The organism is Escherichia sp. MOD1-EC5950 (genome assembly GCF_002965345.1).
Taxonomy (GTDB): Bacteria; Pseudomonadota; Gammaproteobacteria; order Enterobacterales; family Enterobacteriaceae; genus Escherichia; species Escherichia marmotae.
This window is the reverse complement of record NZ_PTSR01000005.1, coordinates 117499-135495: the sequence shown is the minus strand read 5'-3', so window position 1 is coordinate 135495 and position 17997 is coordinate 117499. Positions and strand designations below refer to the sequence as shown.

Below are 17997 nucleotides of genomic sequence, written 5' to 3'. Positions count from 1 at the left end.
GCGGCGTGAACGCCTTATCCGGCCTACATTCGCAGGATAATTTGTAGGTCTGATAAGACCCGCAAGCATCGCATCAGACACCAGCACAGAACCCGCATATTGCATAAACCCTTATAATGAAGACGGGCAACCTACTAAGTTGTCCGTCTTTTTTTATCTATTTTGAATTATTTAATCATATTTATTGCATATAAATTCACTTAATGGCATTGTTAACCCATGCCGCAGACACGGCCAATAAACATAAGATTGACAGACGGGAGTTCCATCATGAAAAAGTTAGTTCTTGCCGCATTACTTGCTTCCTTTACTTTCGGCGCTTCTGCCGCAGAGAAAATCAATTTTGGCGTATCAGCTACCTATCCCCCCTTTGAATCTATAGGTGCTAATAATGAGATCGTCGGCTTTGATATCGATCTGGCAAAAGCGTTATGCAAACAAATGCAGGCAGAATGTACTTTTACTAATCACGCTTTCGACAGCCTGATCCCGTCACTAAAATTCAGGAAATATGACGCCGTGATTTCCGGGATGGACATCACACCAGAGCGCAGCAAACAGGTGGCCTTTACCACGCCATACTACGAAAACTCTGCCGTCGTGATTGCCAAAAAAGATACCTATAAGACTTTTGCCGATTTGAAAGGTAAACGTATTGGTATGGAAAACGGCACCACCCACCAGAAATATATTCAGGATCAGCATCCGGAAGTGAAAACCGTCTCTTATGACAGCTATCAGAATGCATTTATCGACCTGAAAAATGGCCGTATCGATGGTGTATTTGGTGACACAGCGGTAGTTAATGAATGGCTGAAAACCAATCCACAACTGGGCGTTGCGACTGAGAAAGTGACCGATCCGCAGTACTTCGGCACCGGCCTGGGCATCGCTGTTCGTCCGGATAACAAAGCTCTGCTGGAGAAACTGAATAACGCACTGGCAGCCGTTAAAGCCGACGGTACGTATCAGAAAATCAGTGATCAATGGTTCCCGCAGTAATTGAGACTGATGACAAAAGTAAGATGGCCTGATGCGCTACGTTTATCTGGCCTACATTGACTCTACAATATATTGATTTCGCAAGATTTTGTAGGTTGCATAAGGTGTTCACCCCGCATCCGGCATGAACAAAGCGCATCTGGTCAACAATCTGAAGCCGCAGCCGCGGCTTTTTTATTGCTTCACCAACAGCGTCAGCACTTCATAATGCGCGGTGTGCGGGAACATATCGAAAAGCTGTACCCGCTCAATGCGATAACCAGGCAGTTCGCGAATATCTTTCGCCATCGTTTGAGCGTTACAACTGGAGTAAATAATAAAACGCGGTGCCATCGTTGAGAGATAGTCACACAGTGGCTTTCCAATGCCGCGACGCGGTGGATTAACCAGCACCAGTTCCGGCACTTCGCCTTGCGCGGTGGCAAACTGAGTGGAGTCCAGCGCCTGAAATTGCAAACGCGTTAAGCCCAGCTCAGCAGCAGACTGTTTCGCACAAGCAATCGCTTCTGGTGCAATTTCAATCCCCGTTAACTGCATTTCTGGCGTCGCACAATGCAAACCAAAACCGCCAACACCGCAAAACAGATCCCACATATGGTTTACCGGTAGTTGCTGTACCCAGTCACGCGCGGTCGCATAAAGCTGGCTGGCAACTGCCGGATTGGTCTGGAAGAAACTTTGCGGACGGATCCACAACGGTACGTTATTAAAACGCTCTGCCAGCGCCTGTTGTTCGGTCAGGTAGATCTCCGTCTCCCCTTCCATAATCGCCATATGTACTGGCTGAATATTGACGGTAATGACGTTGAGCTGCGGCAGTTGTGCCTGTAGCCACGGTAGCGCCTTACGCAGTTGCGCCAGCTTGGTTTCCGAGCGCAGCACAAAACGCAGCATCATGCCGCCATCAGTCTGGCTTTCAGTCAGCAGAATGTATTTCAGTTCGCCACGCTTACGCGCCACGTTGTACGGCGTCAGCCCGGCGCGGGCAATAAACGGTTTTAGCGCCGCAAAAACGGGCGCAAATGAGGCAGGATAAAGCGGACAGTCGCAAAGATCTTCCGGCGTGCCGTCGCGGTGTAGCATTCCGAGCAGTGGCTTTTCAACGCTGCCACTCACCACCATTTTGGCTTTATTACGAAACCCTTGTTCGGGGCCAGACACCGGCGCACACCACTCCGCAACCGGAAAATCGGTCAGCAGATTTTTAAGATCGGCGGTTTTAGCGGAGAGTTGCTCTGGAATCGGCTGCGTTATCCACTGACAGGAACGACAGCGACCCGCGTCGTAAAGTGCGCACTGCATACATTGACCTTCACATCATCAGGGGCGACGATTATACACATTATTGCAACTGGAAGAACCGCCGACTGGTAGCGGGAACGAATAGCAACAACAGGATGAGCATATCCGGCAGCTTCTGCAGCATCAGGCTATGGAGGATTTCGCGTTTTGATTCACCGGGAATGCTGAACAGCTCAGGATAACCATAACCGAGTGAAGCCGCCCACAGATAACTGGCAGCCGTAATTTGTGTCAGCAGATACAGCCAGCGCGCCCAGCTACAGCCTTTCACCAGCGAAAACGCACACCAGATTTCAATAAAAACCAGCGCCAGGCTGCTTAAAAAGACCAGCGTTAAACTCCAGGTTTGTACGCTACGATGAATGAATTCGCCAATACCGTGAACGCCCAGCGTATTGAAAATCATCAGCACGTCGAGACCACGGATCATAATAATGGCGAGCGCCGCCACCTGCACCAGCGCAGGCACATTCAGGCGAGCATGTGATGAAGATGTTTTCTTAAAAAATCCCAACGTTTCGTCTTCCATGAAAACAATGCCGCGACATGCGCGGCATTATGTAGCCAGGTTGGCAAATTTTAGTGTCTTCAGCCACGTCTTGCACGCTGGATATCGCGTATCCGCTGCTTTTCTGCACGCGCCATTAAATACCAGGCGATAAATCCGATAATTCCTACCGCCCCAAGGATCAACGTCGCCAGGGCGTTAATCTCCGGATTCACCCCCATCCGCACGCTGGAAAAAACCAACATCGGCAATGTGGTGGCACCGGGTCCGGAAACAAAACTGGCAATCACCAGGTCATCGAGCGACAGAGTAAAAGCAAGCAACCAACCAGAAATGATTGCCGGCATGATCATCGGCAGCGTAATCACGAAAAATACTTTCAGCGGCATCGCACCGAGATCCATCGCCGCTTCTTCTATCGAGCGATCCAGTTCCCGCAAACGTGAAGAAATAACGACCGCCACATACGCCGTACAGAAAGTTACGTGCGCCAGCCAGATAGTCAACATGCCGCGATCGGCTGGCCAGCCAATGGCATGAGCAAGGGCAACGAACAATAACAACAACGACAGACCAGTTATCACATCCGGCATGACAAGCGGCGCGGTGATCATAAAGGCAAAGCCATTTGAGCCACGAAACCGTCCAAACCGTACCAGCACGACCGCCGCAATAGTCCCGAGGATCGCCGCCGCGGTCGCCGCACAGGCGGCAATAGTCAGACTTAACCCGACCGCACTCATCATCGCATCGTCACGCAATAATTCGCCGTACCAGCGCGTTGACCAACCGGCCCACACCGTCACCAGTTTCGAACTGTTAAACGAATAGATAACCAGCATCAGCATCGGCGCATAGAGAAAGGTGAAACCCAGCAGCAAAATCACAATCCGCCAGGGAGAACGAACGACCGGTAAATTATTCATCCGTGCTCCCCCACGCTTTTTTGCTGATATTTGTGGAACCACATAATTGGCACAATCAGCAGCAATAACATGATGATCGCCACCGCTGAGGCCACCGGCCAGTCGCGGTTATTGAAAAACTCCTGCCACAGGACGCGTCCGATCATAATACTGTCCGGGCCGCCGAGCAGTTCCGGGATCACAAACTCACCAACCGCCGGAATGAAAACCAACATCGATCCGGCGATAATCCCGCCTTTGGTCAGTGGCACAATGACGGTGAAGAACGTTTTCAGCGGTCGCGCGCCGAGATCCAGTGCCGCCTCTACCAGCGAATAATCGATGCGGGTTAACGCGGTGTAGATCGGCAACACCATAAACGGCACATAGGCGTAAACAATGCCGATATAAACTGCCAGATTGGTATGCAGAATGGTCAGCGGTTGATCGATAACACCCAGCCACAGCAGGAAATTATTCAATACACCGTTGTTTTTCAGGATCCCCATCCAGGCGTAAACGCGGATCAAAAACGAAGTCCACGACGGCAGGATCACCAGCAGCAATAATATATTGCGGGTTGAAGGCTTACTGTGCGCCACCGCCCACGCCAGCGGGTAGCCGAGCAATAAGCAACAAACGGTCGAAATCGCCGCTACCTGTAACGACTGGAGATAAGCATCGAAATAGAGCGGATCGTCGGTTAGCTGCAGGAAATTACCAAGGTTGAGGGTGATCGACAGTTGCCCATCCGCCCATTCCATCAGTTCGGTGTAAGGGGGAATGGCGCGCGCCATCTCTGCCAGACTTATTTTAAAGACGATAAGAAATGGCAGCAGAAACAGCAAAATCAACCAGATATACGGCAGCGCAATCACCAGTTTACGCCCGTGCTTCATCTGCCACTGCGTAAGCCACAGTTTCAACCCGCCCGGCTGGACAGGAGGTTCAAGTGTACTCATCTTTGCTCCTTAAACCGTCAGCACCACACAACTGTCCACTTCCCAACATAAACGGACTTCATCGCCCCAGGTCGGCAGCCCTTTACGATGACGATGGGCGTTTTGTAACTGAGCGCTGATCATCTGCCCACTTTTCAGGCGAACATGATAAACAGACAAATCACCGAGATAGGCAATATGTGTCACCTCTCCCACCGCAAAATTGCAGCCATCAGTAGGCGGTTCGTCACAGAGCATGATTTTTTCCGGACGCAGCGCCACATGCACCGGCACGTTATCGACCACTGACGCCTGCGGATCGACTTTCAACGGATGCACCAGCCCCGGCGAATAGAGCAATAGTCCGTCTTCCTGGCGCTCTTTTAGCAGCCCTTCAAAGACGTTAACTGAACCAATAAACTCGGCGCTGTAGCGGGTGGTCGGGTGCTCATAAATTTCTTCCGGCTCGCCAATCTGGACAAATTTACCGCGATTCATAATGGCAATACGCCCCGCCATGGTCATCGCCTCTTCCTGATCGTGGGTGACCATCACACAGGTCACGCCGACACGCTCGAGAATATCCACCACTTCAAGCTGCATCCGGTCACGTAGTTTTTTATCCAGCGCGCCCATCGGTTCATCAAGCAGCAGAAGTTTTGGGCGCTTGGCAAGGCTTCGGGCCAGCGCCACACGCTGGCGTTGACCGCCGGAAAGTTGATGCGGTTTGCGTTTGGCGAACTCCTGCATATGCACCAACCCGAGCATCTCGTTGACCCGGCTGGCAATTTCCGCTTTTGGTAACTTGTCCTGTTTCAGGCCAAAGGCGATGTTCTGTTCCACGGACATATGCGGAAACAGCGCATAGGACTGGAACATCATATTGATGGGGCGCAGATAAGGCGGCACCTGTGACAAATCAACGCCATCAAGCATAATCTGCCCGGCAGAAGGTTGTTCGAAACCTGCCAGCATACGCAGCAGTGTGGACTTGCCACAGCCAGATGCGCCCAGCAGTGCAAAGATTTCGCCTTTATAAATGGTCAGACTGACATCATCGACCGCATGTTGACCATCGTAAGATTTGGTCAAATTGCGGATTTCTAATAGTGGTGTCAGCGACTTCCGACTTTTCGCCTGTGGGCGAGGGATAGCGTCATTCACGGCTGCTCTCCGGCATTTAAGGTGTGCAAGCGCACCATGATGGTGCAAATTGCCGGAGGGACTGGCTCGCCCGTCCGGCATCTACGGCTGCGGATTATTTTCCGCTCTTCACTTTAGTCCAGGCGCGGGTGCGCACTCGGTCAATTTTCGGGTCCTGCACTTGCAGTGTGAACATTTTGCCGCGAACGTCTGCCGGAGGATAAATCCCCGGGTTATCACGCACTTCCGCGCTTACCAGCGGCGTCGCTTCTTTGTTGGCGTTGGCATAGAACACATGGTCGGAGATATGCGCTACTACATCCGGGCGTAGCAGGTAATTCAGAAACTGATACGCTTCGTCTTTATTTTTGGCGTCGGCAGGCATGGCGAACACATCAAAGAATGCCATCGCCCCTTCTTTCGGAATCGAGAAAGAGACATTTACGCCATTCTTCGCTTCCTTCGCACGGTTTGACGCCTGCCAGACATCACCCGCCCAGCCGATAGCGACGCAGATATCACCGTTTGCCAGATCGTTTATGTACTGAGAGGAGTGGAAATAGCGAATATTCGGGCGCAGTTTCAACAGTAAGTCGGTAGCCGGTCCGGTGTAATCATCTGCTTTGGTACTGTTCGGATCTTTGCCGAGATAATTCAGCACGGTAGCAAAAACTTCTTCCGGCGCATCGAGGAAAGAGACGCCGCAGCTTTTCAGTTTTTCCAGATTTTCAGGTTTGAGGATCAAGTCCCAGCTATCGACAGGCGCATTTTCACCCAGTACCGCTTTAACTTTATCGACGTTATAGCCAATGCCAGTCGTCGCCCACATATATGGCATGGCAAATTTATTGCCGGGATCGTGTTTTGCCACCAGTTTCAACAATTCTGGATCGAGATTCTTCCATTCTGGCAATTTGCTTTTATCCAGCGGCTGGAACACACCGGCAGTCAACTGGCGTTCAAGAAAGCTGGCTGATGGAACGACAAGATCAAAGCCGGTGCTCCCCGCCATTAATTTGCCTTCCAGCACTTCGTTGGAATCAAAAACATCGTAGACGACTTTGATACCGGTCTCTTTTTCAAAATTTGCCACCGTATCCGGGGCGATATAATCAGACCAGTTATAAATGTGGAGTGTTTTTTGTTCAGCCGCGAGCGTGCCGACAGAGACAGCCATCAGAGCACCCGCAACCAGACCCGATAGCCATTTTTTATTTAAGCCGGTCATATCTCTTTCCTTCTGAAAGTTCGTTAACAAACGAACAAAAGTTGTCACACTGAAAGATATGCAATAAATGTGCATATTTTTTATCGGCGCGGTGTAAGAAAAGAGGACTCTCTCCCGGCCAGCATTGCTCGCTATATAAAAGCATTGCAAGAATAACTTTAGCCAGGGTTTGAAACTATAGCTGTAATAAAAAAACGGCATTTAACAAATTTTTATGCGTATTTGCTCTATGTGATAAAGCAAATCCGGCACAACAGAAGTGAAATAATCTTTAATGAAAGGTTAAAATCAGCAGAAAATATTACAACGCGCAGCCACTGCGGCAGCGACTGCGTGCTCAAAAGGAATTATCAGTGAAGGAAATAGTTTTCGCTAACGTTGTTTTGCCCTTCATCATCAGTCGGTAACAGCAGTTGATGGGCATTGGCTTCAAGGATAACCATCGAAATCTGCTCTTCGCTCTGACGTACAAACCATGCAAACTGTTCATAGGTTACGCCCTGCATAACGGATAAAGACTGGCAAACCACCAGCTTTGGCAGATTATCATCCTGCATATCAAGAAATGCTTTCACGGTCAGCGAACTGGCATTGATGGCTGATAAATCCGCCGCCAGCGGTAACACGGCTGAAGGTCTGACTTCCGCCATAGCAGAAAACAGGATTGTGTTATCTATCAGATCGATTTTGGCATCAAAGACACCGTCGAAATTCTGCATATGTGGCAGATGCAGAGCCTGACAGTTATCACATTCAAAAAAACTCATCCCCAGGTCATCGAGCCATTGACGCAACGTATCCAGACCAGGAACGACCAGCGATGTCATAATTTTGTACAACCTCTTCCGATAAAAAGACCGGCACAGCTTACGCAAAAAGCGCAGGCAAAACCATGATCAGTCACGTTATTGCGACTAACCACCGGTTTTTAAGCAATATTCCGCCGTAGCATGGCGTTCAATCCAGCGGATCATTTTACCCGCGATGTCTATACCGGTGGTTTTTTCTATCCCTTCCAGACCTGGCGATGCATTTACCTCCATCACCAACGGTCCGCGATTTGCACGCAGAATATCCACACCGGCAACATCCAGCGCCATCGTTCGCGCGGCTTTAATGGCGATTTCGCGCTCCTGCGGCGTGATACTTGCGACGCTTGCCGCGCCACCACGATGCAAATTGGAACGAAAATCGCCTTCTTTCGCCCGCCGTTCAATCGCCGCAACCACTTCATCACCGACGACCAGACAGCGAATATCGCGCCCTTGCGCCTCTTTGATATATTCCTGCACCAGAATATGGGCATTCAGGCCGCGAAATGCATCAATCACGCTTTCTGCCGCCTGACGCGTCTCCGCCAGCACCACACCAATTCCCTGCGTACCTTCAACCAGCTTGACCACCAGCGGCGCACCACCGACCATCTCGATTAAGTCGCTGGTATCGTCCGGCGAATGCGCAATCCCCGTGACAGGCAGGTCAATACCCTGACGTGCCAGCAATTGCATTGAACGCAATTTGTCACGCGCACGGGCAATAGCAACCGATTCATTTAGCGGATAACTGCCCAGCATTTCAAACTGGCGCAGCGCCGCCGTTCCATAAAAGGTAATGGCGGTGCCAATGCGCGGGATCACCGCATCAAAATGGGGAAGCTTGCGACCTTTATAATGAATGGACGACGCCGCAGGATTAATGTTCATGTAACAAGAAAGCGGATCGAGAATTTCAACCAGGTGACCGCGCTGCAACGCCGCTTCACGCAGTCGCTTACACGAATAGAGGGTTCCATCCCGGGACAATATGGCAATTTTCACCCTGCACCTCTCTGTCAGACCTGGTCAAAAGCCCGCGTATAATACATCGGCGTTACGGTTTTAGCGCGTCGCCCAACCTTGTTTATGTAAATAATCGAGAATAAAAGGACGACTTTCTTTGATAATCGTCCGGCGAATATGATCGCTCCAGGTATCACGGCGATTATTGCTACCACGGGTGAGATAATATTCCGCCAGTTGCTCGTCATACTGTGCCAGAATGTCTTTATCCAGCGGTTGGTAGCTGTTTTCATGCACCAAAATAGAGGACGGTAAACGCGGCTTGAGATCCGGGTTATCCGCAGGCCAGCCCAGGCACAAGCCAAACAGCGGCAATACATGCTTCGGCAATTTCAGCAGTTCCGTCACTGCTTCAATGTTATTGCGCAGGCCACCGATATATACACCGCCCAATCCCAGCGATTCCGCTGCGGTTAAGGCGTTTTGCGCCATCATCGCCGTATCAACGACACCGAGTAACAACTGTTCCGCCAGGCCGAGTTGAGCATCCGGGCAAATCTGTAAATGGCGGTTAAAGTCGGCACAGAACACCCAGAACTCCGCCGCTTGCGCAACGTGTTTTTGCCCACCGGTCAGCGTTACCAGTTCATTACGCAGAGCTTTATCAGTAATGCGAATAATGCTGCTGCACTGCAAAAAACTGGAACTGGAAGTCGCCCGGGCGCTGTTGATAATCGCCTCGCGCTGTTCAGCGGAGATAGGTTCATCAGTGAAATGGCGAATGGAGCGATGACCACAAATGAGTTCAATGGTTGGCGTCATTATCTTTTTCTCTTTCTGAACATGAAGATTCTGGTGGACGATTCATCAGTTGCGGGGCAAGCCGTTTTGCAACCTGAAGAATAACCACCACCGCAGCGGGAAGCATGAGCAAAACACCGAGAAAAATCATCAGAATTTGCGCTTCTGGTGTAGAAAACGGCATCGGAAGCGAAAGGTAGTCGCTTACCGACAGCAGCGACACAGCCAGTAACATCATTCCGAGAAATTCCAGTATCAACACACTGTCAGGCAATTTACCGATCGTGCGCATAGGCTTCCCTCTGCAAAGTGAGCGGCCAGTTTAAAACCTTTCATCACATTGTGCTTAACAGTTATAGCTTTAAACAATCAATGCAACAGGTTAAACCTACTTTCAGCGAATAAGATTTGGCGTGATCATGCACGCATGACAGATAAATGGAGAGAGAAAATGCAAACCGTTATTTTCGGCCGTCCGGGTTGCCCTTACTGCGTTCGTGCAAAAGATCTGGCAGAAAAATTAAGCAACGAGCGCGATGATTTTCACTATCAGTATGTGGATATTCGTGCTGAAGGGATCACTAAAGAAGATTTACAACAGAAGGCCGGGAAGCCCGTTGAAACCGTGCCGCAGATTTTTGTCGATCAGCAACACATCGGTGGCTATACCGATTTTGCAGCCTGGGTAAAAGAGAATCTTGACGCCTGATTTGCCGGATAAGCCCTCTCTGTTTGAGGGCTTTATTGATTTTTTCTGTGTTGTGGCTTGAACAAGCTACTGATAAACAAGAAACACAACGCCCCCAGCGCACACCAGAAGACAGCACTCAATAACCATGCCAGCTCTTGCCAGAATGAGCGTGTTGGTGAAAAAAACAGGCGCATAATTAACATAGAACACGGTGCTGCCAGCATTGCGCCAAACAGGGGTTTAAGGACTTCTCTACGCTGCGAAAAAAAACTGGCGACAGCTCCAGGAAGAATGAAAAACAGTAAGCCGATTTCAGGATGCCCGGCAGCCCGAAAAGCGCCCTTCATATGCGTCGCCAGGAAAAGGCACACCACAATGAAGAGGACAAAACAGCAGACTGCCCCCGCCCAACGTTGTTTATGTTTCACATCTTCCTCCTGACACTGCCTCTATCGAACACATTTTTCGCCAGTGTGGCGCTCAGTAAGATAAAGCCGCTTCGCATTCCATGCTAATATAGGCCAACACAATTCTTATAGCCGTTGGTATCTAATGTGATTACACTAGTAAAATATATTGTTACTTTACTATTGATTAAGTGCGCTGAATGAATCTGCGCCCTGAATTCAGGTAAAAACATTATCTTAAATTACCATTTCTTTCAACAGCTTACTCGTAAACAAGAAGTTAGTCTCCGTGAATATAAACGTCGCCGAATTGTTAAATGGGAATTACATTCTGTTATTATTCGTGGTCCTCGCGCTTGGGCTATGTCTCGGAAAATTACGACTTGGTTCAATCCAACTGGGTAATTCCATTGGCGTTTTAGTCGTATCGCTATTATTAGGTCAACAACATTTCAGTATTAACACCGACGCGCTTAATCTTGGCTTTATGCTGTTTATTTTCTGCGTCGGGGTCGAAGCCGGACCCAACTTTTTTTCCATTTTTTTCCGCGATGGGAAAAATTACCTAATGTTAGCGCTGGTAATGGTCGGTAGTGCGCTGTTGATCGCCTTAGGTTTGGGTAAGCTGTTTGGCTGGGACATTGGCCTGACGGCCGGTATGTTGGCTGGCTCCATGACATCGACGCCGGTTCTGGTCGGTGCGGGCGATACGTTACGCCACTCTGGTATAGAAAGCGGGCAGCTCTCCGCGGCACTGGATAATTTAAGCCTTGGGTATGCATTAACCTATTTGATCGGTCTGGTGAGCCTGATTGTCGGAGCGCGTTACCTGCCCAAGTTACAGCATCAGGACTTACAGACCAGCGCCCAGCAAATCGCTCGTGAGCGAGGTCTGGACACCGACGCCAGCCGCAAAGTCTATCTGCCGGTGATTCGCGCTTACCGAGTCGGACCGGAACTGGTCGCCTGGGCCGACGGCAAGAACTTGCGTGAATTGGGTATTTATCGACAGACCGGTTGCTACATTGAACGTATCCGTCGTAACGGGATTCTGGCAAATCCGGATGGTGACGCCGTGTTGCAAATGGGCGATGAAATAGCGTTGGTAGGATATCCCGATGCCCACGCCCGACTCGATCCCAGCTTCCGTAACGGTAAAGAAGTTTTTGATCGTGACCTTCTCGACATGCGTATTGTCACTGAAGAGGTGGTCGTCAAAAACCATAACGCCGTCGGTAAACGTCTGGCGCAATTGAAGTTGACCGATCACGGTTGCTTCCTTAACCGCGTGATCCGCAGTCAGATCGAGATGCCAATTGACGATAACGTAGTGCTTAACAAAGGTGACGTTTTGCAGGTGAGCGGCGATGCCCGCCGTGTGAAGACCATCGCTGACCGTATCGGCTTTATTTCGATTCACAGCCAGGTCACCGACTTGCTGGCATTCTGCGCATTCTTTGTTATAGGCCTGATGATCGGGATGATTACCTTCCAGTTCAGCACTTTCAGTTTTGGCATGGGTAACGCTGCCGGATTGTTATTCGCTGGCATTATGCTGGGCTTTATGCGCGCTAACCACCCGACCTTCGGCTATATTCCGCAGGGTGCGTTAAGTATGGTGAAAGAGTTTGGTTTGATGGTGTTTATGGCGGGTGTTGGTTTAAGCGCCGGTAGCGGCATCAATAACGGCCTGGGCGCGATTGGCGGTCAGATGTTGATTGCCGGATTGATTGTCAGTCTGGTGCCCGTTGTTATCTGCTTCCTGTTCGGTGCTTACGTATTGCGTATGAACCGCGCACTGTTATTCGGCGCAATGATGGGCGCACGAACCTGCGCACCGGCAATGGAGATCATCAGTGATACAGCCCGCAGTAACATCCCGGCGCTGGGCTATGCGGGCACTTATGCAATAGCTAACGTACTGCTGACACTGGCAGGGACAATCATTGTGATGGTATGGCCCGGACTCGGATAAAACTGAAGTTGCCCTAAAAATGAAATTTTTTTGTACAACCGCAGAACTTTTCTTCAGGGTATCAGTCTTAATTAGTGCCACTGCTTTTCTTTGATGTCCCCATTTTGTGGAGCCCATCAACCCCGCCATTTAGGTTCAAGGTTGATGGGTTTTTTGTTGCCTGAAATTTAAGCTGTTTAAAATCATGATGTTAGAAACACTGTTTTTTAACGATGGCGACAAAATGGCGGCAGCGTCAAAGAGAGAGCGCCACCTGTCCTGATTTCATTGGATGCGGCTGAACCGGATTTGACTCTTTTGGCGTTGCAATCGAACGAACAAAAGTTTCATGGGTAACAAAAGTATGGCTGCAGTTAATGTTCTGGCACTGGTTGTAACGCTCTTTGGTCAATGAAGATACCTGAAAACTGCTGCGAGTATGGGCGGCACTTCCACACAGTGGGCAAATCATCATTTTTCGAGTTCTCCCCATTTTTGCTAAATTCACAATAATGATACCGCATTATTCCATTTTGCAAACTTAAAAGTTCTCCATTGCGAAGAATCATTCCATTTCGAAATCATCAATCTTCACTTCAAGCTCCAGACTGGTCGTAAAACCATTATCCGGGCTGACAGTATGTGTCAGGGTGGTAATGGTCCATTCCGCATCATCTATCGGCTGTTTAAAGCCACTGACCTTCACAGGCATTTCCGTGTAGAGATCTGCCCGACCTTCCGCCAGTTGTAGCGAGAATGACGCAACACCGCGTTGCAGGCGTTCCCACTGCATTTTCGCCGCTCGTTCGGCGTTGCTCCGGTTGGCATAAGTGCGATTAAGTACCAGCACGTTTTCATCCGTACCCACCAGGTAATCGCCCTGCTTCGCTTCCGGCTCTTTCTTCTGCTTCTTAGTCCTGCGCTTACGCTTCACCGTGGTGCTTTCTTTCTTCGCGGGTTCGCGGGTATGCAACCAGCTGGCAATTACGCCCGTGTAGGCTCCGCGATCTGCCAGGGTAAAGCGGTGACTGTCGCCGTCCTTACGTGTGATAGTGATAACCGGTAGTGGTTTACCGCTGGCGCTTTTACCCTGTCCCTGCCGGATGAATAACAGATTGCCATTTTTCACCGACGCAATAGCACCGTACTGGCGCGCCAGCCGCATCAGAAAACTGCCGTCACTCTCATTAGTCTGGTCTATATGCTCCACGGGTTTATCAGACAGGTCTTTACCCAATGCCATCTTCAGCTTGTGCCGTGCGGCTATTTCCTTCACCACTTCCCCGACAGTGGTCTTGTGCCACGACTTTTCACGGCGGGTATTCAACGTTTCACGAAAATCAGCACTTCGCGCCCGGATAGTCAGGCGATCCGGTGCGCCAGTGTGTTCAATCTCGTCCACCGTGAATGCCCCTTTCGGGAAAAGCGGCTGCCCCTTCCAGCCCAGCGCCAGCGTGATGACCGCACCACGGCGCGGCAGCACGATTTTTCCGTCGGCGTCGTCCAGCTCCAGATCAAGCTGGTCTGCTTCAAAGCCCCGATTGTCCGTCAGCGTCAGACTCATCAGGCGGTTATCCAGCACAGTGGTGATATCCTTCCCCTCAATACTGATGCTGAATGCGGGAGTTTTGTTGCCTTTGTTAAGCAGTTCAGAGCTGAAATTCACGACAGCAGCCCTCCCACCGTTTTACTGATATCGCTTAAGGCAGACGTTGCCGTGTCCTGCAGATTATTCAGTTGCGCACTGAGATCACCGAACATATCGGAGAGGGATTCATCCACCCGTTTGAGCGACAGGATGAACTCAATCCGGCGCGGCATACCGTCGCGGAAAAACTCCGTTTTAGTCAGATTCAGTCCCTCAATCACATACATGCCGTAAATCGTGCCGCTGCCTTCAATCAGGGGCCATGCTTTTCCCTGTTCTGCCATCTGCTCCAGAGCCAGCAACGACAGCCTGCCGCCCGTTATCTCCGGCATAAGAACACCAGAAAGCGTCAGCATGTCGTTGTCCGGTCCCAGAAACTGCGTGGACGGACGACGGTTTACCCGGCTGTTTGCCGCATGTCGCCAGCTGCGTTGATACTGCAGTTCCTGATACGGAACGGTGCGCAGCATAAACACGTACAATCCCAGCACCATCATCATGCGTCGTATCCCCCCTGATCGCTGTAGTTACTCCTGGCTTTTGCCTTCAGCCTGCGTTCACGTTCATCAAGCTGGCGTGCCACCTCCCGCGCAATATCCTGCGCACTTTGTCCTGGCTGCGTCTGAATGATGATCTGCGTCGGTGCCTCAATCCGGTGAACGGGCGGCACAGTGGCTGCACGACTCACCATCGCTTCGCCGCCTTTCGCGGGAAGTGCCAAAGGATGCAACGGTGGAAGCTCTGCAGGCGCGGCAGCAACGCCCATCATTCCGGCAACAACGGCAGCCAGTGCAGCGGTATTTTTCCGGCTGGTCACATTTGCCGGGCCGTTAACAATTTCCGGCCCGTTTTCACCGACGATGCCAAACTGCCCGCGCGGGATATAGCCGCCGCTGTCATACATCCCCGCAAAGCCATATCCCCATGACGGAAAACCACCCGATGGCATCATCACTTTGCCGTCTGCATTCACCGTCGCAGGTTGCTGACGCGTCACGCTTTCCGGCAGTTTTGCCTTTGCGGCCTCTTTACTGACAATGCCGAGTTTTTCCAGCAACCAGGATACGCCGGATTTCAGGGAGTCCAGCGGATGCATGACCATATTCAGTCCTTCCGCCAGTGCCTCCCCGAATCGTCGCCCCATTGCCGCTGCGCTCTGCAGTTCAGCAGAGGTCGACTTAACGGGCGTCAGCAGATCAGTAAACCAGCCCCACAATGCCTGCACTTTGTCGCCAATCCACTGGAACACAGGCTTAAGTGGTTCGAATGCAGCACTGATGGGACCTGCCGCCGCTTTGAATCCCTCCACCACACCACCGAGAAATGCGGTGATGGGTTGCCAGTATTTCCAGACAACCAGCGCCACGCCTGCCAGTGCAGTAACCACAAGACCTATCGGACTGAGCAGAGCACCTAACAGACCAGATATGGCATACAGAGCAACGCGCAGCATCGCCAGCGGGCCGGATGCCAGCACTCGCAGCACCGCGCCTGCGGCAGCCAGCCCGCCGCGTAGTGCAGCCAGTGGATTCATAAACATCACAGCAACAGCACGTAAACCGGATAATCCAGACCGGAACAGTGCAACCGGCGCACCAGCTACAGTTTTCAGGACATTTCCCGTCAGTGATGCCGTGCGACGCAAAGACGACAACGGCGCAATAAGTAAACCCGCTGCGTTGCCCGATGAAGCAAGCCCGCGTCGCAGCAGTGCCAGTGGTGCGCCAGCCAGCCAGGACAACGCGCTGCTGGTTCGTGTTACTGCTGCCGTAACGGAAGGTAACGTTTTGATGCCCAGCACAGAGAATCCCAGACGGATGACTGCCAGCGGCCCCAGCACTGCAGCCAGCGCCACTGCTAAGGTGCCGAGGCCTACGGTAACCGCAGCCACAACAGCCGCTACTTTCATCAGTGTGCCTGTCAGTTCCGGGTTAGCTTCCACCCAGCGACGCAACGCCCCCGTGACGCTTTTCACCGTGTACAGAATATCCATCAGCGGCTGGCGCAGCGTTTCGCCCAGGCTGCTGAAGGTGTTCTGCGCTCCGGTTTTGACCAGCAACCACTGCGCAGAAAGTGAGTCCTTGTTGATGTCGGATTCTTTCTGCATGGAACCGAGCGCATCATTGCCCGCTGTCAGCTTTAACTGGCGCTGCAGTTCCGGCAGGTTGTTTGCCAGTTTCGCCGCATCATCGCCAAACTCTTTACCAAACAACATGGTCATGGCAGACAGACGCTTGTCCTGCGGCAGTGCGTTCACCTTCTCCAGCACGCGCTGGATGGTTCCCATCGCATCCTTCGTCATTTGCTTTTCAATCAATTCAGGATTGAGTTTCAGCAGATTCATCCCTTCAAAGAAACTCTTGCTTTGCATGGTGGCAATGGACAATTCACGCACCATCGCGTTTGCTGCACTGGCTGCAACCTCCGGCGCAGCGCCCAGTGTCAGAAAGGTGGAACCCAGTGCCGCCGCTTTACGATAATCCAGACGGTCAGCCACACCGCCCAGACGTTGCATCACATCAATGATGTCCGCCCCTTTCGACATGGCGTTATCATCCAGATAGTTCAGCGCATCGCCGAGCTGTTCAATATTGCGGGTAGGTATTTTGTAGAGCTGGGCGATTTTCCCCAGACTTTCTGACAGTTCATCCGCTGGCAGCTCAAAGGCTGTTGCCGCCTTTGCCGCCGTACTGGCGAAGGCCAGCAGGTCACGTTTCTGGTCTTCCCAGCTGTCGTCAGGGTTTGCGACGTTCATACGCGCACCACCTTCAACCAGTGCAGCAAAGTCCACAGCACCGTTTTCCATCGGCAACTGTTCGCTGGCAGCCTTGATGGCATCCTGCATTTCGTAAAAACGCGCGGTGCGGTTGCCATTATCGTCACGCAGACCATTGACCTGCTTTGCCACACCTTTCATGGCATCTTCCATGCTGGTATAGCTTTTTACTGCCGCCATCACTGGTGCGCCCATTGCCAGCCCTGCAGCCGTGGTGGTGGCTCCGGCACCTGCAATACGATCACGCACCTCCAGCGAACGGGCATAACTGGCACGCGCCGCATTCATCCTGCGCTGAGCTTCCCCCAGTCGCTTCAGCCGCGCCTCTTGTTTCGAAAGTTCCTGGTTATAACGTGATGTTTCACGGGCTAAACGGGCAGTTGCTCCCGCATCATCTTTCGCAGAAATTCCCGCCCGGTACAGTTCTGCACGCACAAGCGCCGTTTGCTTCTGCAAATATTTTTGTTGTTCTTCCAGGCGTTGGACTGCCAGCGTTTGCCGACCTAAAGCCACAAGATGCCTTTGTGATGGTTGTTCCATCGCCTCCAGCTCAGAGCTAAGCAAATTAGCCTTCTGTCTGGCATAGTTCAGCCTGTCGCCTAACTTCTTGTTATCGGCCTGCAGCTTGCGAAATTTTTCCAGGCTGTTACCCGCCTGATTGAGTTGCTTTAATGCGTCACGGGAGTTTCTGATTGCGCCAGCCAGCTCTTTCGAACTGGCCTGTGCAGCACGGAATGGGCGAGTGAGTTTGTCAACCGCATTAAGAATGACCTGCAGGCGCAGGTTATTATCACTCATCGTTGGCCCCGCTTCTCTGAATCGCTTTATACCGCCATTCCAGCACTTCGGTCAGCGGCATAACGTCAGTAACGGATGGCGGCCAGTGAAAGATGGTGGCGATATCTGCCACCAG

19 protein-coding genes are annotated in these 17997 nt (G+C 51.4%); 3 read left to right on the top strand and 16 right to left on the bottom strand.

All coding sequences use genetic code 11. The features are described 5' to 3' along the window. Nucleotides 1-270 precede the first annotated feature (270 nt). Complete coding sequence (gene artJ / locus BEA93_RS08740) at nt 271-1002, top strand: arginine ABC transporter substrate-binding protein ArtJ (protein WP_001516078.1); 732 nt, start codon at nt 271-273, stop codon at nt 1000-1002. A 174-nt stretch (nt 1003-1176) separates the two neighbouring features. Here the strand turns inward: artJ and rlmC are convergent, their stop codons facing one another. The 10 genes from rlmC to BEA93_RS08685 form a co-directional block, all read right to left on the bottom strand. Further along, nucleotides 1177-2304: a 23S rRNA (uracil(747)-C(5))-methyltransferase RlmC gene (gene rlmC, locus BEA93_RS08735; RefSeq protein WP_001149757.1), complete on the bottom strand. Its 1128-nt coding sequence runs from the start codon at nt 2302-2304 to the stop codon at nt 1177-1179. Nucleotides 2305-2344: 40 nt separating this feature from the next. Beyond that, on the bottom strand, nt 2345-2833 hold the full coding sequence (locus tag BEA93_RS08730) for a YbjO family protein (protein ID WP_000389253.1): 489 nt from the start codon (nt 2831-2833) through the stop codon (nt 2345-2347). A 59-nt stretch (nt 2834-2892) separates the two neighbouring features. Further along, nucleotides 2893-3738: a putrescine ABC transporter permease PotI gene (gene potI / locus BEA93_RS08725; RefSeq protein ID WP_001516076.1), complete on the bottom strand. Its 846-nt coding sequence runs from the start codon at nt 3736-3738 to the stop codon at nt 2893-2895. Continuing rightward, nucleotides 3735-4679, bottom strand: a complete 945-nt coding sequence (gene potH / locus BEA93_RS08720; protein WP_001516075.1) for a putrescine ABC transporter permease PotH — start codon at nt 4677-4679, stop codon at nt 3735-3737. Before potH ends, potI begins: the two co-directional genes overlap by 4 nt. 9 nt (nt 4680-4688) lie before the next feature. After that, on the bottom strand, nt 4689-5822 hold the full coding sequence (gene potG / locus BEA93_RS08715; protein ID WP_000995979.1) for a putrescine ABC transporter ATP-binding subunit PotG: 1134 nt from the start codon (nt 5820-5822) through the stop codon (nt 4689-4691). A gap of 94 nt (nt 5823-5916) precedes the next feature. After that, entirely contained in the window at nt 5917-7029 is a 1113-nt protein-coding gene (gene potF, locus BEA93_RS08710; RefSeq protein WP_000147250.1) for a spermidine/putrescine ABC transporter substrate-binding protein PotF, read from the bottom strand. Between the two features lie 350 nt (nt 7030-7379). Beyond that, the gene (locus tag BEA93_RS08700; protein ID WP_001516074.1) at nt 7380-7856 is read right to left on the bottom strand and encodes a YbjN domain-containing protein; all 477 of its coding nucleotides are present in this window, start codon (nt 7854-7856) and stop codon (nt 7380-7382) included. 87 nt (nt 7857-7943) lie between these two features. Beyond that, complete coding sequence (gene rimK / locus BEA93_RS08695; protein ID WP_000684354.1) at nt 7944-8846, bottom strand: 30S ribosomal protein S6--L-glutamate ligase; 903 nt, start codon at nt 8844-8846, stop codon at nt 7944-7946. 60 nt (nt 8847-8906) lie between these two features. Continuing rightward, the gene (gene nfsA, locus BEA93_RS08690; RefSeq protein WP_000189116.1) at nt 8907-9629 is read right to left on the bottom strand and encodes a nitroreductase NfsA; all 723 of its coding nucleotides are present in this window, start codon (nt 9627-9629) and stop codon (nt 8907-8909) included. Continuing rightward, complete coding sequence (locus tag BEA93_RS08685) at nt 9613-9900, bottom strand: YbjC family protein (protein WP_001259126.1); 288 nt, start codon at nt 9898-9900, stop codon at nt 9613-9615. The genes nfsA and BEA93_RS08685 overlap by 17 nt, the downstream gene beginning before the upstream one ends. Nucleotides 9901-10059: 159 nt before the next feature. Between BEA93_RS08685 and grxA the strand changes: the two genes are divergently transcribed. Beyond that, on the top strand, nt 10060-10317 hold the full coding sequence (grxA, locus tag BEA93_RS08680; protein WP_001195226.1) for a glutaredoxin 1: 258 nt from the start codon (nt 10060-10062) through the stop codon (nt 10315-10317). A gap of 32 nt (nt 10318-10349) precedes the next feature. On the opposite strand, the gene BEA93_RS08675 is transcribed toward grxA, so the two are convergent. Next, entirely contained in the window at nt 10350-10727 is a 378-nt protein-coding gene (locus BEA93_RS08675) for an inner membrane protein YbjM (protein ID WP_000681115.1), read from the bottom strand. 268 nt (nt 10728-10995) lie between these two features. Between BEA93_RS08675 and BEA93_RS08670 the strand changes: the two genes are divergently transcribed. Next, complete coding sequence (locus BEA93_RS08670) at nt 10996-12681, top strand: aspartate:alanine antiporter (RefSeq protein ID WP_001024862.1); 1686 nt, start codon at nt 10996-10998, stop codon at nt 12679-12681. 235 nt (nt 12682-12916) lie between these two features. On the opposite strand, the gene BEA93_RS08665 is transcribed toward BEA93_RS08670, so the two are convergent. The 5 genes from BEA93_RS08665 to BEA93_RS08645 all read right to left on the bottom strand — a co-directional run bounded on the left by BEA93_RS08665 (nt 12917) and on the right by BEA93_RS08645 (nt 17994). Then, nucleotides 12917-13135, bottom strand: coding sequence for an ogr/Delta-like zinc finger family protein (locus BEA93_RS08665; RefSeq protein ID WP_000972391.1), 219 nt, complete (start codon nt 13133-13135; stop codon nt 12917-12919). Nucleotides 13136-13225: 90 nt separating this feature from the next. Beyond that, on the bottom strand, nt 13226-14326 hold the full coding sequence (locus BEA93_RS08660; RefSeq protein WP_105224599.1) for a phage late control D family protein: 1101 nt from the start codon (nt 14324-14326) through the stop codon (nt 13226-13228). Continuing rightward, nucleotides 14323-14808, bottom strand: coding sequence for a phage tail protein (locus BEA93_RS08655; protein ID WP_042112979.1), 486 nt, complete (start codon nt 14806-14808; stop codon nt 14323-14325). The genes BEA93_RS08660 and BEA93_RS08655 overlap by 4 nt, the downstream gene beginning before the upstream one ends. Then, complete coding sequence (locus BEA93_RS08650; protein WP_105224600.1) at nt 14805-17882, bottom strand: phage tail tape measure protein; 3078 nt, start codon at nt 17880-17882, stop codon at nt 14805-14807. The genes BEA93_RS08655 and BEA93_RS08650 overlap by 4 nt, the downstream gene beginning before the upstream one ends. After that, entirely contained in the window at nt 17875-17994 is a 120-nt protein-coding gene (locus tag BEA93_RS08645; RefSeq protein WP_000763311.1) for a GpE family phage tail protein, read from the bottom strand. Before BEA93_RS08645 ends, BEA93_RS08650 begins: the two co-directional genes overlap by 8 nt. Nucleotides 17995-17997: the final 3 nt, after the last annotated feature.